Origin of the sequence: Okeania sp. (assembly GCF_035285525.1) — a bacterium.
Lineage (GTDB): Bacteria > Cyanobacteriota > Cyanobacteriia > Cyanobacteriales > Microcoleaceae > Trichodesmium.
This window is the reverse complement of the sequence record NZ_JAYKGW010000119.1, coordinates 39358-56335: the sequence shown is the minus strand read 5'-3', so window position 1 is coordinate 56335 and position 16978 is coordinate 39358. Positions and strand designations below refer to the sequence as shown.

At 36.1% G+C, this 16978-nt stretch carries 13 protein-coding genes; 2 read left to right on the top strand and 11 right to left on the bottom strand.

Annotated elements, in window-relative coordinates:
- Positions 1-304: 304 nt before the first annotated feature.
- From VKJ25_RS11400 to VKJ25_RS11375, 6 genes are all read right to left on the bottom strand, one after another.
- Positions 305-502, bottom strand: a complete 198-nt coding sequence (locus VKJ25_RS11400) for a hypothetical protein (RefSeq protein ID WP_324236752.1) — start codon at positions 500-502, stop codon at positions 305-307.
- A gap of 624 nt (positions 503-1126) precedes the next feature.
- On the bottom strand, positions 1127-1750 hold the full coding sequence (locus tag VKJ25_RS11395; protein ID WP_324236751.1) for a 7-carboxy-7-deazaguanine synthase QueE: 624 nt from the start codon (positions 1748-1750) through the stop codon (positions 1127-1129).
- Between the two features lie 353 nt (positions 1751-2103).
- On the bottom strand, positions 2104-3894 hold the full coding sequence (locus tag VKJ25_RS11390; protein WP_324236750.1) for a S8 family serine peptidase: 1791 nt from the start codon (positions 3892-3894) through the stop codon (positions 2104-2106).
- 451 nt (positions 3895-4345) lie between these two features.
- Positions 4346-4576 (bottom strand): hypothetical protein, encoded by a 231-nt coding sequence (locus VKJ25_RS11385; protein ID WP_324236749.1) that lies wholly within the window; start codon positions 4574-4576, stop codon positions 4346-4348.
- A gap of 717 nt (positions 4577-5293) precedes the next feature.
- A complete protein-coding gene (locus VKJ25_RS11380; protein ID WP_324236748.1) occupies positions 5294-6073 on the bottom strand; it encodes a hypothetical protein in 780 nt (259 codons plus the stop codon).
- An 853-nt stretch (positions 6074-6926) separates the two neighbouring features.
- Positions 6927-7076, bottom strand: a complete 150-nt coding sequence (locus tag VKJ25_RS11375; protein ID WP_324236747.1) for a hypothetical protein — start codon at positions 7074-7076, stop codon at positions 6927-6929.
- Between the two features lie 154 nt (positions 7077-7230).
- On the opposite strand from VKJ25_RS11375, the gene VKJ25_RS11370 reads away from it, so the two are divergent.
- Entirely contained in the window at positions 7231-8751 is a 1521-nt protein-coding gene (locus tag VKJ25_RS11370) for an ArnT family glycosyltransferase (RefSeq protein ID WP_324236746.1), read from the top strand.
- A gap of 399 nt (positions 8752-9150) precedes the next feature.
- Here VKJ25_RS11370 and ribD read toward each other — a convergent pair whose 3' ends face one another.
- Both ribD and VKJ25_RS11360 read right to left on the bottom strand, forming a co-directional pair.
- A complete protein-coding gene (gene ribD, locus VKJ25_RS11365) occupies positions 9151-10260 on the bottom strand; it encodes a bifunctional diaminohydroxyphosphoribosylaminopyrimidine deaminase/5-amino-6-(5-phosphoribosylamino)uracil reductase RibD (RefSeq protein WP_324236745.1) in 1110 nt (369 codons plus the stop codon).
- Positions 10261-10545: 285 nt separating this feature from the next.
- On the bottom strand, positions 10546-11604 hold the full coding sequence (locus VKJ25_RS11360; RefSeq protein WP_324236744.1) for a threonine aldolase family protein: 1059 nt from the start codon (positions 11602-11604) through the stop codon (positions 10546-10548).
- Positions 11605-12679: 1075 nt separating this feature from the next.
- Between VKJ25_RS11360 and VKJ25_RS11355 the strand changes: the two genes are divergently transcribed.
- Entirely contained in the window at positions 12680-13165 is a 486-nt protein-coding gene (locus VKJ25_RS11355) for a GNAT family N-acetyltransferase (RefSeq protein ID WP_324236743.1), read from the top strand.
- A gap of 175 nt (positions 13166-13340) precedes the next feature.
- On the opposite strand, the gene VKJ25_RS11350 is transcribed toward VKJ25_RS11355, so the two are convergent.
- The 3 genes from VKJ25_RS11350 to prmC all read right to left on the bottom strand — a co-directional run bounded on the left by VKJ25_RS11350 (position 13341) and on the right by prmC (position 16953).
- Positions 13341-14273 (bottom strand): sensor histidine kinase, encoded by a 933-nt coding sequence (locus VKJ25_RS11350; RefSeq protein WP_324236742.1) that lies wholly within the window; start codon positions 14271-14273, stop codon positions 13341-13343.
- A 32-nt stretch (positions 14274-14305) separates the two neighbouring features.
- Positions 14306-14899 (bottom strand): L-threonylcarbamoyladenylate synthase, encoded by a 594-nt coding sequence (locus VKJ25_RS11345; protein ID WP_324236754.1) that lies wholly within the window; start codon positions 14897-14899, stop codon positions 14306-14308.
- A 1148-nt stretch (positions 14900-16047) separates the two neighbouring features.
- On the bottom strand, positions 16048-16953 hold the full coding sequence (gene prmC, locus VKJ25_RS11340) for a peptide chain release factor N(5)-glutamine methyltransferase (protein ID WP_324236741.1): 906 nt from the start codon (positions 16951-16953) through the stop codon (positions 16048-16050).
- Between the last annotated feature and the right edge of the window lie 25 nt (positions 16954-16978).

The window sequence follows — 16978 nt, the reverse complement described above, 5'->3', positions numbered from 1 at the left end:
TAGAGTGTTCAAAGGCATATCTGGCACAACTACAGCCAAGATTAGCTAAAAGATGGATTAACTGTCTTTCTTTGGGAGTAGCTTGTCTTCTTTCTGCAGTTCTCGTAATCAGCCTTTTTCGGCGTGTAGTAGTAGTTGTTGTGTCCATCATTTTGGTCAATAACGATAATACTGATTAGAAAATCTGACTAGAATAATTTAAGGTAGGACTCCAATCATTAATCTAGAGTCCTACCCAATGTTAAATCTAGTCTAACCTTTCTATTCTCAATCAAAGAAGCTATTTCGGCTTTCCTGATTTTTTTTATTTGTCTGTGTTTACTTCTTCTCTCTCATCTTCACCATTCCCTGTGTAAGGTTCAGCATCTTGAGCTAATATCTGACTCTTTTCAATAGTAGTCTGATTGGACAGCCCAAAATTCCAGGCATTGGCCTTAGGTGCTTGAGAAAATGTTAAGCCTGCGGAGGCGATTAACCCTAAAGCAATAATATTCTGTTTCATTGTAGTAGATGAACCCTGTCTAGTTATTTCAAATCGACTATTAATACTCTTACAATCTGCAAAAACTGGGTTTTTGCAAAAGACCTCTTGTATTTCCAAGAATCAGTCTGTAATTATAAAAGAAGCATAGGCACAGCCTGATGGATTACAAAAGCCGGAAGTAAGGCGTTAGTAGTCTTATACTATTATCTCCCGAATCTTGCTATTTGGGATGTGGAGACTAAGCCATTAGGGAGTTAAACCATCAGGTTATTAGTCCATCTAGGAGTTATCCATCAGGGGGATCTACTACATTTTTTTTAACTATCAGGGTGTATCTCCATCTGCAGTTCTGAACTCGCTGTCTATTTTTACCAATAGGCAGCTTTTTTTGATTGGGAGAGGAAGGAAGAAGGAAGTACAGTTATTTTTCTGATTTTCTATTCCCTGTTTCCTCAAAAGAAGGAAAAATATTATGGTAATTTCCTTTCGTTATCAAGGTAAGTATTCAGCCTTCAGCTAACGGCTGAATACTTACTGATAAAGTACAATTATTTGTCTTTTTTTTTGCTATTCCCTATTCCCTGTTTCCTATTCCCTCAAAAGCTTTTAAAGGACTCTAATTTCTAACTTTAATACTCGAAATTATTGCACCCCTAAATATTTATGTAACTGTACAGATAGTCGGTAATGGGGATATTTCTGAAGCAATTCTAAGACCAATGGTAAAGTGAAATTTCGACTATACCATTCTGGTTGTAGAAAAACAGGAATATTATTATTTTCTAATAACATTTTACTATAAAACTCCAATTCTTTACCAGTTTCTATCACTAATTTTATTTCTGAAGCGCGTTTCCACATTTGTGGTATAATCTCGTACTTAGGATTAATATGTTGTTTGGGACTAAGAGTTATCCAAGTATTAGGAGAAATATCTTGCCAATAACAACCAGAAGTTTCTATAGAAACTTTTTTACCAGTAGCTTCTATTTTGTTTACTAAAGCAGGTAGTTGTTTATGAATAAAAGGTTCACCACCAGAAATAACAATTCTTGGAGAAAATAATTCATTAATTAATTCATCAAAAGTTTTCAATTCTCGTGGTAAACTAATACCTCCATCAGCATAGCCAGTATCACAATAATGACAACCTACTGGACAACCAGCAAGACGAATAAAATCTACTGGTGTCCCTGCCCAATAGCCTTCTCCTTGAATAGTTCTTTGGAATGTTTCATGGATGGAAATGATCAAATTTTCTGTCATTTTTAAGGAAATAAGGAGCTAACGACAAAAGTTACAGCACTTTTCACTCTTCATAAACCACCGGAGCCATAACCAAAATTTTGTAGGGACGTTGTATGCAACGTCCCTACTGCGATCTACTCAAATGAAAACTGCTGTCAAAAGTTGGACATACATTATACATAAACAGGACTTACCGAAAACATGAAATTATGCACTATCTGTAGGGACAAATGGCTATTTGTCCCTATGAGATAGTGGTTTCACCCCACAATGATGTCAGTTGTAACTGGTTAGACCCCGCGTCAGTCCAAGACCTAAACGGTCCTTTTTGTGCCAGTAAAAAGGACCGCTATTCCCTCCATACCTATTCCCTATTCCCTAGCGCTATATAATAATTTCTCAGCATCAATCAAACCAAAACCCCATTTCGGGTCAAAACTGCCAGAAGGTTTTCCCGGAATCAAACTAGCAGAATGCAAACGTTCCTTAATTTCTTCAGGCGTTAACTGCGGTTCCCTCTCCAACAGTAAAGCCACCAACCCAGTAATAAAAGGTGTCGCCATACTTGTACCCCGCATCACTCGATGAAACTCGTCAACTTGCATCATCGGCGGACAATTAGAAGTAGAAGACAAAGCAGAAATTATCATTTCTCCCGGTGCAACAACATCTGGTTTCTGAATACCATTACGCAAAGGACCTGGACTACTAAACTCGGAAATTGTATGTAAATCTAATCCCACCTTTTGCCAGTTGTTCTCCACATCTTCCCAAGAAAGTCGCGCTGTGTAAGAACCAACTGTGATTGCCTTTGCTGCCGCACCAGGAGAACCAATTTTGATCAAATCTTGTACCTTACCTCCTGTAAACACGACATCAAATCCTTTTTTATTCTCTCCACTCCAGATATTAACCCTACCATGATTCACCGTAACCCCTTTCAACAAAAGTCGCCAAGTTCCTATATTTCCAGAAGCGATCGACACCGAACCAGGATCGTCACTAATTTTAATATGAAACCAATGTTCGCCATTGTCTGTATTTTCTGGACCGTACATAGTAATTTGTACCTGCGCTCCTGATAAATGGTGATGTTTTTGGGAGTAGCCATTCTCACCAATATTCTGAAAATGAGTGCGATTTCCCTCTGGAGACTGTATTGCCACTTCAATATTATCTTGACTAGCATACCAACCATTTAATTCTGCTTGCCATCTGGTATGATTGGCACAGATGGAAGCAGGTATAAGGAAACGAATGGAAACTTCTTGATTGTTTTCGAGAATAGTTTCTGCATGAATATCAACGTTTCCCTCATTACCTGCCGCACAACAGACAATTTTGCCAGGACCAGATTCTTGGTCAATGAAATTACATAACGGATCGCTACCATCATGCGCATTATCGTGGTTTCCTAAACTCAGATTCACTACTGCTGGTCGTTCCAGTTCATCTGCTATCCGAAATATGTAGTCTATCCCATCTGCAATATCTGTATTCAAACCTGCTTTAACTATGACTAAATCTGCTTGGGGAGCAACACCTGTACAACCATGATAGTTACCTGCCGCAATACCAGCAACATGAGTACCATGACCAGTTTGGTCGCGAGACATTCTTAATATTTTTTTTGGTAAGTCGTTAGTTAGTTCTAAACCTTCCGGATATTCGGTGTTACCATCATTAGAAAGGGTATGATCCCATATCCGCAAAATTCTATTCGTAAAAGCAGGGTGAGTAGTGTCGATACCGCTATCTATAATCCCGATGATAACTCCTTTGCCAGTTAATTTAGTTTTTGCCTGAAAATTAGGTAAATTAATAGTAGTTTTACCTATGTTTAATAGAGGTTTCAAGTGACGGGAGGGAGTAATACGAGCGATCGCTGATTCTCCGGATAAACGCTCTAAGCTTTTTAGAGGAACAAATGCTGTACGAATTTTACCTCTAGACTGTTTGACTTGTACTCCATATTCTTTCAGGTGATTGAAATTAGCATTTTCTGCACAACGGATAAATACTGATGCTAAAGCAGGTTTTGCATTTTTGGGGTCGTTAATAATACCCATCGAGCGCAGGTACAGGTTGAGACCTTTTTCCCCTTGTTGTTGATAGTATTCTACGGCGTTTATTAATCCAGGAGCAATTTTTTCTGGTTTCATATTTTTTACTCAGAAAGAAGAAAGAAAGAAATTATATCAGTTGCAAAAAATATTGCTACATTAACTTTTTGGGCAGTCCTGTAGATATAGTAATTTAGGGTAGAGGTAGAGAATAAAAAAAACACTTAACTGGGAACAGAAAATACTTTACAGCACTTTTAAAGATGGTAAGCTACAGTTATTTGCACTTCAGCCTTCGTTTGCTGTAACAACTACCGAAGGTTGTGTTACCAATCATTACTAACAGACTTTCAACTTTTAACAAATAATAAAATTTTGTACCTCACTAACTCTGAAACTGCTGTAAATTATGACATTGCATAAATGTGGAATGATTTTAATAATTTTGTGTATAGAGGCATATTGCCTGTTCCTTATATCGAATATATCTTGAACTTTTGGCTCACCATTAAAGTAATAAATCAGAATATTAGTATCTAAAATATATTGATTATTCATCCCATTTTTGTTTGATTTTTACCTGAAATTCTACAGCATCGACCCGCTTGGGGACAAAACCCCGCCATCGCTTTAATTTTAGTGGCGATGAAGTAAGGCTATTATTTTGTGCTGGAATTTTTGTCCTTTGCTCAATGAGATAGGCTAGATATTTTAAAAGATGTTCTTGTTCATCTAGGCTTAAACTTTGAGCCTGATGCACTATTTCATCGTAAGTTGACATGAGTTTATATAAGATAAATCTATTGTTATTGTAGCTTGTTAAGGGCAAGAAAAGCCACTAAACATGAACAACAAATTTATTTCGAGCAACTCTCAAACTGACTGGGAAAAACTATATGTGATGACTGATGAAGAAATTGATTTTTCTGATTGTCCAGAAATTACGCCATAAATGTTCAACAAGGCAGTTGTTAGCCGAGGTTTACCTAATTTTCAGGAAAAAACTGAAGTCACCTTAAGCATTGATAATGATATTTTGGAGTGGTTAATATCAAATCCGGTAATATCAGTAAAATTCATTCCCTGTAGGGGTTGGCTCTCCAATTTTTCGGGAACCGTACCCTCTACAAATTAGGAATTTTCGATCTTTTTTTATGGTAGAACCTTATTCTCCAAAGCCAGCGGATTTGATATAAACAGGACTAAAGCCATGAACCCTATTAGTAGGTTATGTTTTCGGCGCTTGAGCCAACATGAAAAGCGCACTTCGTAACGCACCGATACGCTATATATGGTGTCTTTGCGTAAGTCCTAATCTCAAGCTCAAGGTTATCAGACTCTGGAAATGGGAACAAGATGCTCCCACTACATTACATCTATAGGACTTACCCATGCGAAACCCCGTTTCTACGAGAAACCCTTGTTTTGAGCAATAGATGTCTAGGATAAACCGGGTTTCTGCGGTCCCTGCGTAAGTCCTAATCTATAACAATACTACCTACTTTTCATAAATCAGGATATTTTTTACATCACTTCCAACTTTTTGTGAACTAAATAAACCAGGTTTATATACCCATGCTGCTCGCACATTTGCAGTGATTTTATCCACATTTTTGGGTTTTTTAATTGTTAGACCTACTCTAACATCATTTTTAATCCCATTACCTTGAAAAAACCAAGCTGGTTCAGAAGTTAATCCTCCAGAAAAATCAATTTTAACATCTCTCATTCGTCCCAGATTAAATTCCCAAGGTTCTAGTTCAATATCAGCAGGTAAAATATTTGCAAAATCAAAATTTACAGGAATAAAGTTTAGTAATTTATCAACAGCGACATTAATTTTACCTTTAACTAAATATTGTTCATCAAATAAATCAGATGGCAATCCATCTACAGCTATTATTGGTTCTTCACTACTATTTTCTAGGAAAGAAACTTCAAACCTCAGTTGTTCAATTTTACCTCTGGGGATAATAATATTCATTCCTAATTCTGCTTTAATTTTATCATATTTATGATCGGAACCAATAATAGTTGATTCTGCGTGTTCAGCAATCTCAATTCTCGTTTGTTTAATTAATCTAATTACTTCCCAATGTTGCAGATTATCATCTAAGAATTTTTTATACGAATAACTACCAATTCTATCTAGAGAATCTTGATTATTTTCAGTAAATTCCTGATAAATTTGCTCATAGTTACCAGTAAAATTAATAGTTTTATTTAGTGGATATTCATCATCAAAAATATATCTTGGTTCTAATAGTGTACTTTTCATATTTTTCTCCATCAAAATTAATTCAGATTTGATTTAGTTATAGCAATCCTAAATAGTTTGTAAGATTTTATCTAACAGCTTTTGGTCTCGAAATTTCCTTGTGCTTGGGGAAAGGAGACCAAACCACTACATTTTTTTATCACAAATCATTTTATACTGCTATATGACTACAGCCATAGTAAACATTCAGCTCCTAGCTGTTAGCAATTAATTTATTTTCTTAGGAATTTTAGCGAACAGTTCCACAAAGAAAATGGAACAAAAAAGATTATTATTTATAGATTTATTGTTCCTTATCATCAACATTCTCAACTTCAAAGTCAAACTCCGGATTTTTTTTAATAGTAATTAAAGGAAATAGATAAGATTAAGTACAGACGAAATTCAAGTTAATATTAGGCAGAATTTAACTTCTAACTTCTGCCTAAGACTAAATTAAAATATTTCTTATGACTTTATAGGGTATTTTTAATAAAGAGAAAGTAAGAGGAATAATTGTTCCTTAGCTAAAAAATTTGTACTAATTATAACTAAGTAAATTAAGTGAAAACACTTACAAATACGTCCCCAGCGACTGTAACAAAGAGGTAAATTTGCAATCCCCCTAAATCCCCCTTGGAAAGGGAGCCTTCAAAGTCCCCCTTTCCAAGGGGGGCAGGGGATATATAAAACTCTACCTTATAAATTAAAGAACTGCTATATATATATTAATTCTATTGGAGTTGTGTCTAAAATTTCATGAGTTTTTATTTACTTTTTGATTTGTCACAATCAATTTAGGATTGCTATAAATACTTTTTTTTAAAATTATATTCTATAGTTTACAGAAGAACTAGATCAATAGCCACCATATTTAAACTTTTTCCTTCTTTCTTTTTCCTTCTTTCTTCTTCCTTCTTCCTTCTTTCTTCTTTCTTCTTTCTTCTTCCTTCTTTCTTCTTCCTTCTTCCTTCTTCCTTCTTCCTTCTTCCTTCTTCCTTCTTTCTTCTTGAAAAATAACCAAAAAATAAGGTCTCAAGCCTCCCCTTTCAAGAGAGGATGAAAAAAATTCAATTCAGTATTTCAAGCCTCTGCCTTTCTTAGGTCATGCTGCGCAAACAGCCAGAAGTAGCGATAACTGATAACTGATAAATGATAACTGATAACTGATAACTGAAGTGACTTTTCGTAGAAATTTATTTACTTATCTATTTCCCTATTTAATACTGTTCATAATAACAGCGACCACTCTCTACATTACTAAACCAATTTCTCTCCAAATTCGCTGGAATGATGAAACACTTTACTATACTGTTGCTCAAAATATTGTCCGTAATTTTGATTTTAATAGTAACCATTATTTAGCTAGTAGTATTATTCAAAAAGGTTATCCAACTAAAGATACTCATCTCCCTGGTTATCCTTTAATTTTGGCTCTTGGTTTTTTGATAGGAGGAATTAATGAGGCAACACCTTTTTTTGTTAATTATTTCCTCCTGATTTTGACAATATTTTTAATTTTTACAGTAGGCAAAAATCTGCTTAATCAATGGGTTGGTTATGGAGCTAGTTTTATTTATTTGATTTTTCCTTATACTTTAATTTTGACTCATTCAGTAATGACAGAAATATCAGCTAGTGCTGTAATTATGGTAGTAGTTGCTCTTTTATTTTTACAAACAGAAAGTTTTAGCAAAGGCATATTTTTAAGTTTAGCAATAGCTTTAGCATATTTAATTAAACCATTTTTATTAACATTATTTCCTGCCAGTATTGCTATTTTATGGATTCAGAAAAATCAAGATTACAAAAAAACTTTCCTCAGTTTACTCTTTACTTTGGCATTATTATTTGTCACTGTTTTAATTCCCCTAGCTGAAAATCAAGAAATTTATCCTTATGCAGCCACCAGAATTTTATCCCAATCTAATTTTGCTGATATCCTAAGAATGATGTGGGAAAATTTTCTATTTAATTGTACTCTCATAATTAATGTGAAAAAATTTCCAGTCTATGGAACAATTACTATTTCCATGCTGGTTTTATGGAGTATTATTTTAGCTGTATTAGTTATGGCAATTTATCAATCTAAAATTCAACAATTGTCAGCTTACATAAATTTATCTATTTTTAGCCTAATTAGTTTTATGCCAGCTTTATTAGCAGTTTTTTTACTTTATCAATATATTGATATGGGAATTAGAGGGTTAGCAGTTTTTTCCCCTTTAATAGCAATCTTATCAGTAGCAGGTTTATGGCAGTTAAATTATCAGTTAGGAACAAAAAAAATAGTAGCTATCGGATTAGGAATTTGTTTATGTTTAAGTTACTCAAGCTTTATCACTTTTCATAAACTAAAAAATCTCCAACAGCGACAGTCTCAACGTTTATATAATTATAGTTCGCGAGTCGAAAAAGTTATATCAAAACTGTCAGTTCAACCACAAGTAGTTATATCTGAGAAAAACTTTTACTTAGCGATCGCTAATTATCCAACTCAAGTAATTTGGCAATTACCCCAAACATTACAGGAACTACGAGAAGTTGAGAAAAAAGTAAGTATAGACTTAATAGAGTTGAAAGATTATGACCCAATATTTCAAGAAAATTTGCAAGTTTATGGCAATGTTAATCTATTAGATAATCGTTATATTTTACAAGACCAAAATCAGGATTTTTATTACTATTTGCAAAATTAAGAGATGAATATAAATAAGTGGGATGGGCATCCTGTCCGTCCAAAAATATAAGGGAACAAGGAAGACACCCCCAAAGACAAAACTATTAAAATCCCAAGGGCATTTATTTATGTATGGAATGCCGAATTTTCAGGTTGTAGTCAATTATAAGTTGATAAATTTAATGGTTATATACTTTCTCTAACTCGTATGTATGGTACACTATTTGTAAGCATTATTAATTATAATAAATTATTTCTAACACAGCCTTCGAGGCTCTAACAACCAGGATGCTTGTGTGGATTTAATTTTGTATTTTTGGAGATGTTTAATATGACCAGGACTCACGCAAAGAAACCCGGTTTCTAGGAGAAACCGGGTTTCTGGGTGTGCATGGCTTTAGTCTTGAATTATTAATTATTAATTATTAAAATAACCTTCCAATAAATAATCACAACCAACAGCACGCATACTAACATTTTCTAACTCCAAAGCATCCGTCATTTTAGCTAACCCTAAATCCCCTACAGGTGCAGGTGCTGTTTCCCCCCCAATAATCTTCGGAGCAATAAAAGCCCAAATTTTCTGTACCGCACCAGCAGCGATCGCCTCCGCAGCTAAAATTCCGCCACATTCCCAAACTACAGACAGAAACCCACGCTCATACAAATTATCCATTACCACCCCTGGAGTTAAACTCTCAGTTTCCAGCACCTCCACCCCTTTTTGTCTCAAATATTCTTGAAACTCTCGATTACAACCCACTTCCGTAAATACCAAAGTTTCAGCCTCCCTAACATCCCATAAATTAGCCTCTCTTGGCAAATCTAAACTGCGACTCATCACCACCCGCAAAGGATTATCATCTCGACTCCTGCGACTCGTCAAAAAAGGATTATCTCGTCGCACCGTATTACCACCAATAATCACAGCATCACAAGCAACCCGTAATTTATGCACTTCACTCCGCGCGGACGGAGATGTCACCCATGCACTATGACCAGTAGTAGTAGCAATTTTACCATCAAGAGTCATCGCATATTTCAAGATTCCAAACGGACGATGGTTAAGTATTCGGTAAATAAAAGCTTCATTCAGTTTACGACATTCCCCCTCCAATACTCCCACCACTACTTCCATACCAGCATTCCGCAACTTCGCCACACCACTACCTGCAACCAGAGGATTAGGATCTATCATGCCAATAACAACCCTAGCTACACCTGCTGCCATCAATGCTTCAGTGCAAGGTGGCGTTCTTCCATAATGATTACATGGTTCTAAATTAACATAAGCAGTAGCACCTCTAGCTTTTTCACCCGCTTCTCTGAGAGCAAAAACTTCCCCATGAGGATGACCAGCACCAGGATGAAATCCTTCACCTATAATTTCGCCATTTTTAGCGACCACACAACCCACCAAAGGATTAGGAGCAGTTTTACCTAAAGCACATTGGGCAAGTTCTAGACAACGAACCATAATTAAGCGATCGCACTCTTCTTGATTTTCACTCTCATTAAATTTCAACATCTTCAGATTTTTAGTTTCAAATTAAACATTAGACATTTCCAGAAAAGAGGGAACAGCGAACACAGAAGGTGGGAACAGGGAAGAATAATTGATTTTAATTTTTCTTTTTGGAGATGTCTATTAGACATTTACCAAAATCAAACAGGACTTACCCATGAACCCTATTGGTAGGGTGTGTTTCCGCTCTGAGCGGAAACGCACCAATACGCCACATATAGTACCTTTGCGTAAATCCTATAAAAAATAGAATCAATGACTCCTCCCTATTCCCTCCATACCTATTCCCTATTCCCTCTTTTCCATCAAATCAATCACAGAATAACGTTTAACACTTGCCAAAAAACCATCAACATCCTCCTCTTTAGTATTAAAAGCAGTAACAAGTCTGATTATCGGTAAAGTTCCCTTCTGCCAAACCAAAAACTCAAAACCATCAGCTCTCAAACCATCAACCACAGACTCAGGAAGTTCTACAAAAATTTCATTAGCTTCCACAGGATGACACAACCTCACCCAAGGAAACTCTACCAAACCTTGAGCTAACCTACTCGCCATTTGATTAGCATGACCAGCATTCTTGAGCCATAAATCATCAGTAATATAAGCCTCCAACTGAGCAGACAAAAATCGCATTTTCGATAATAAATGACCCCCACGTTTGCAACGATAACCAAATGTCTTTGCCAAATCTTGATTAAAAAAAATTACCGCTTCTGCTGCCATCGCTCCATTTTTAGTTGCCCCAAAAGACATCACATCTACCCCTAGTCGCCAAGTTATATCCGCTGGCGCACAATCTAAACTCACCACAGCATTAGCAAAACGCGCTCCATCTATATGCAAACATAAATTATGACCATGAGTAATTTTAGCAATCTCATCTATGTCTTCAGGCAAATATACCGTTCCCGCTTCTGTCGCTTGGGTAAGACTAACTCCCGCTGGTTGAGCATAATGTACTATACCCCTCCCTCCCTTTTCTAAGGTTTTGCTCAACTCAGAAGGATTGATTTGAGCATCCGTACCATTAACTGTCACCAACTTCGCACCACCCGTATAAAATCCTGGGGCACAACACTCATCCACATTAATATCAGACTCAGCATGACAATAAATAGCTCCATAACCAGGAGCAATGGTTGATAAAGCTAGAGCATTAGCAGCAGAACCAGTAGCAACCGGAAAAACTTTTACAGGAGTCTCAAAAATTGATGAAAATTTAGTTTCTAACCTTTCAGTGTATTCATCAGCACCATAAGGCATCATAGTTCCTTCATTGGCAGCCACCAGAGCAGCCATAATTTCTGGGCAAACCTCAGTTACATTATCACTAGAAAAATTCATATTACTTATATTTTTAAATTATAATTAAAACTTACAGATAAACTTAGATTTATTCAGCAAACCCTAAATAGCTAATAGCTGATAGCTGACTGCTGACTGCTTACAGTATGAAACATTCCCAATATCTTTGTCTTTTCTAGTAGGACAGTTTCTTCTTCTGAACACTAAGTCCCGATATTTTTCCATAAAAAAATAGCGTTCCATAACAAGGATAACTTTCATAAGTAGTTGTGCAAAATTAATTTCCTAGTTGAGAGAGAGAACAGGGAACACTTAACAGGGAATAGGCAGAAATTCTCAATTATTTCTTGATTACTATCACAAAAAGACTGTAGGTTGGGTTGAGGTACGAAACCCAACACAGACCTTGGGCTTTACTTCCTACCGCACGGGTCAAAAAGCTACAACCCAATCTACCTGACAAGAAATCTTCCACCGGCAAGGAAGTAGTTGAGAGAAAGAACAAAGAACAAGGAATAGACAGAAATTCTCAATTATTTCTTGATTACTATCACAAAAAGACTGTAGGTTGGGTTTCCTACCTCAACCCAACACAGACCTTGGGTTTTACTTCCTACCCCTACGGGTCAAAAAGCTACAACCCAACCTACCTTACAAGAAATCTTCCACCAGGAAGCTAATAGTTGACACAGGGAACACAGAACCAAGAATACCCACAAATTATCAATTATTTCTTGATTACCATGACAGTTTTATTTCTGAACACCAAGCCCAAAATTTACAGCAGATTTCAAGTATATGAAGTATAATAATCATTTGCTTGGAAACATTGCTTCACCAAAGTACCTGGTCAACCTAAATTACAGAAATAAAGTTAGAGATGATAGTTTTCCTACTCCATGCTTCGCAAACACTTTCGATGGTTCAATATCAGTAGATTTTCATCGGATTAAATTACCAATAATTCAATGGTCAAACAGAACTTAGAAACCAAACCCATACAAAAAAATATTCAAAAATATTATTGATGATAATCAATAATAATGATACGATACAAAACATTTAAAAATTATTCTGTATAACTACTATCTTAGTAAAGAACTAATAAATAAAGATGAAAAACACTACCACAGATTACCGTCATATCCAATTCTACGAAGGTCAAGCAAAAGTACATATTCCTCAACTTATAACATTATTTAACTCAGCAGCCATTTGGGCAAAAAATAGAAAAACAAAAGACATAGAAATAGCCATTACCAATAGCAACCCAGTCGTTAGTGTCTGGGATAACCAAACAATGATAGGTTTTGGTCGTGCCACATCAGACTGCATATACAGAGCTACTATTTGGGATATTGTCATTCACCCAGACTATCAAGGAGGAGGACTAGGACGAAAATTAGTTCAAACAATTTTAAGTCATCCACAAGTCTGCCATGTAGAAAGAGTTTACCTAATGACAACCCATCAACAAAATTTCTATCAACGAATCGGATTTGAATACAATCAAACCACAACCATGATATTATACAATCAACCCATAGAAGGAGAAATAGAATTAACAACTAGAAATCAACCACCACTACTTGCCAAATAAACTTACTCAGAAATAAAGGTATAAAGCCTCTCCATCTCTGTGGAAAAAAGAAAAAAAATTCCTCTTAGCCAATCCTCTTTTTTACAACAAGAGGTAATTATTAATTATTAATTGTTCAGTAGACAGTGCCAAGTTCTAGAAATAACTAAAGAACTTTATACATACTCTCCAGTTGTTAATTATTAATTATTGACATAGGAATCGAGCATTGAGTTCGATTAAAACTAGACTCTTCACCCTCAGAAGGAGTCGCCAGCACCTCCAAACGTCCGTTCATCAACCCTAACAAAGTTTGATTCATAAACAACCTCATCCCAGGAGAAAGCTGAAAATCATCACTCCTATGTTTTTCAGTATTCTCCTCAAATTTATATTTCAGTAAATCCCAAGACTCACTCCACCCACTAATAGGACGTTGATCGTCAATCCAAATATTAACATAACCAGATTCCTTCCCAGGATGAACCGAAACATTCACACTACCTTCATTCATACCAGCGATCGCAGCATCAATCAGACTCACCAAAACCTGTCTTAAACGAGACTCATCCGCCAAAACATAGATATCCTCTTCAGGAAGTAATATTTGCAAACGAATACCATAATTTGCAGCCTGCATATAAGTTAAATCTTCTACCTCCTCCAAAACTTTACTCAGTTGTAGCGACTCTATATTTAGTTTCTCAGTCCCATGCTCCGTTTTCGCCACATGAATAATCTCATCCAATAACCCCAAACTTTTCAAAGCAGAATTATAAGCTTGGTTGACAAACTCACGTTCCTCCTCCGGATCATCAGCTAAATCAGAAATGATTAACTGTAGTCCACCAATTACACTATTAATTGGCGATCGCAACTCATGAGCAGTTCTAGCCAAAAAACCAGCCTTAAACTTACTCATTTCCGAAGCCATATAATATGCTAGTTTAGTATGTTTCAGTTGCTCTAAAATATTCTCTAAATACTCAGAATCAAAAGTAGGCTCTTCCGCAGATGACTCCACAGAAGAAGTTGATAAATTCTGACTTTTTTGCCTAGACCATAACCTACTAGCTATTAGCCCAAATCCAAATCCTAATCCCAAAAAGATAAAATCCTGCCCAGCCATTTTTTTAAAATACTAAATTTTTTAACAGTACCTTAAAATTCTAACTTTACCGCTCCTTGACGCAATATTTCCCAACCACCAATTCTATTCCATTTAGCCACAGTAGAAGGAACTCCAGAACCTAACATCATCTCTTCATTCTGGGACAAATCAAGAACCAAAACATTTGGAAACTGTTCACTAATTTCCACCATTCCCTCTAAAGCCGGTTGGCCTGATAAATTAGCACTTGTCGTAGCCAAAGGCCCAGTTTGATCCATTATTTTTCTAGCAACATCGCAATTAGGAATCCTCAGTCCAATTGTAGTTCGATTAATCGGATTCATTACTCTAGGCACCATTACCGAAGCAGGTAACACTAAAGTCAACGGCCCTGGCCAATACTGTTTGGCCACTCTTTGCCATAATTCTAACTCTTCATCCCTTCCACAAATATAAGGCCATAAAGATTCAGCAGTTGCCCCCATTAGAATTAAAGGTTTCTCTTGACTACGACCCTTTGCTTCAAAAATTAAATCAGCTCGATCCGGGCGAGCTGCTAATGCTGGTACTGTATCAGTAGGAAAGCTGACTAAATTTCCAGATATTGCCCCCTCAATTAGAATCTCAATAGATACTAAATTCATCATCTTGTTTTTGATTTTTGATTTTTTTGAAAAATTTCATCAATTTTAGCATTCCTAGCACAAAAAACCTCCAGCTCAGGGAGCTTAAGAAAATGATTTTAACTTCAAATTAGCAGAAAAATTAAATCAACTTGATATAGGCCGAAGTACCAATGCTAGTTAGGGCTCGCGTATAGAAACATAAAAGTGTTTGCTGGTAAAGATTTCAGCCTTTATAGGTACTAATAGAGTACCAGCTTTTGGGTGGTTCCAGTACGCATCCCGAAAAATCATGCATTCTAGGACTTTGGGCATTTCCAGAGGTAGAAGAAAATAAAGAGAAAATTCTTTTGGCTACTTCTTCTATGATTCCCATTCCTCCCCGATTGCAACATTCACCGATTCTCCCTCCTCCCCACTACTAAAAGACTGAAGAAGCGCAAACCCTAGTTAAAGTTTTAGTAGAAAAACTAGCAAAATGAGCAGATATTGTTCCCTCAATTAACACTAGAATTATTTAATTTATTTTTCATTTTTTAATTTATTAAAAATTTCATCAACTTTAGCACCCCCAGTACAAAAAACCTCCAATCCAGGGAGCTTAAGAAAATGATTTTAACTTCAAATCAAACCATCCAAATAGTTGACCTGATTAAAATTCAAAGCCGATTTTAACTCCAACCCTTGATCAAAAAAAATTAAATCAGCTTCATATAGATCCTCAAGGTATCATCAATATTGGTAAAGTATTACTAAAAAAGCTAACTAAATCAGCAGATATTGCTCCCTCAATTAACACTAGAATTATTTAATTCATTTTTCATTTTTTAATTTATTGAAAATTTCATCAACTTTAGCACCCCCAGTACAAAAAAATCTCCAACCCAGGGAGCTTAAGAAAATGATTTTAGATTAAAATTAAAAGCTAATTTTAACTCCACCCTTTATCAAAAAAAATTAAATCAGCCTGATATAAATCGTTGAGGCATCATCAATATTGTTACAGTATTACCAAAAAAGCCAACTAAATCAGCAGATATTGTTCCCTCAATTAACACTAGAATTATTTAATTCATTTTTCATTTTTTAATTTATTGAAAATTTCATCAACTTTAGCACCCCCAGTACAAAAAATCTCCAACCCAGGGAGCTTAAGAAAATGACTTTCCCTACCTTAAATAACCCACCGCAAACCGTTCAACCCCTTCCAAATCAGGAAAAACCTCAACTCCGCAATAAGAACCATGATCTTGCAACATTTCAACCACAATATCCCCTTGTCCACTCATCATTTCCACCAACCAAACACCACCAGAAACCAAATACAATGGAGCCGTTTCAATTAAAAACCTAATACAATCTAGACCATCAACACCACCATCAAGAGCCAAACGAGGCTCATAGTTCCTCACCTCTACTTGCAAGCTAGAAATCATACCACTAGGAATATAAGGAGGATTCGCCACCATCCCACTCACCTGACCCCGCAAACTTTCCAACGGTTGCCACCAAGAACCATCATAAAAATTGATTCTATCAGCCAACCCTAAACTTATAGCATTTTGCCTAGCGATCGCCAAAGCTACCGAACTACAATCAACAGCATGAATAGAAGCATTTGTCAATACATCTGCCAAACCACAAGCGATCGCCCCACTACCAGTACCCAAATCCACCCAATGTCCTTGTCCAAGTTCCGGAACAAAATTAGTAGCAGCGACAACCAAATCAATCAAACACTCAGTTTCCGGTCTAGGAATCAAAACCCCAGAACCCACCTCCAAAGAAAAATTCCGCCAATAAGTAACCCCAGTTAGATATTGAAGCGGAACCCTATCCTCCAAACGTCGGCGCCAGAGATTATTCAACTCAATTAAAGAAAGTCCCATTGAAACATTAGGCCAATCCTTAAAAGACTCCAAACGCAACGTTAATCTATCTAGTCCAGCAAACTCCTGTAACAATAAATCAACCTCAGCAACCGATATCCCCCCCCTCAAAGCATCATCCTTAGTTTGACAATACCATTGCCAAAGTTCTAAACCTGAAATTAAACACTTCGACTCAAAGTCCATCTATACAGTCGCCAAAAAATTCAAC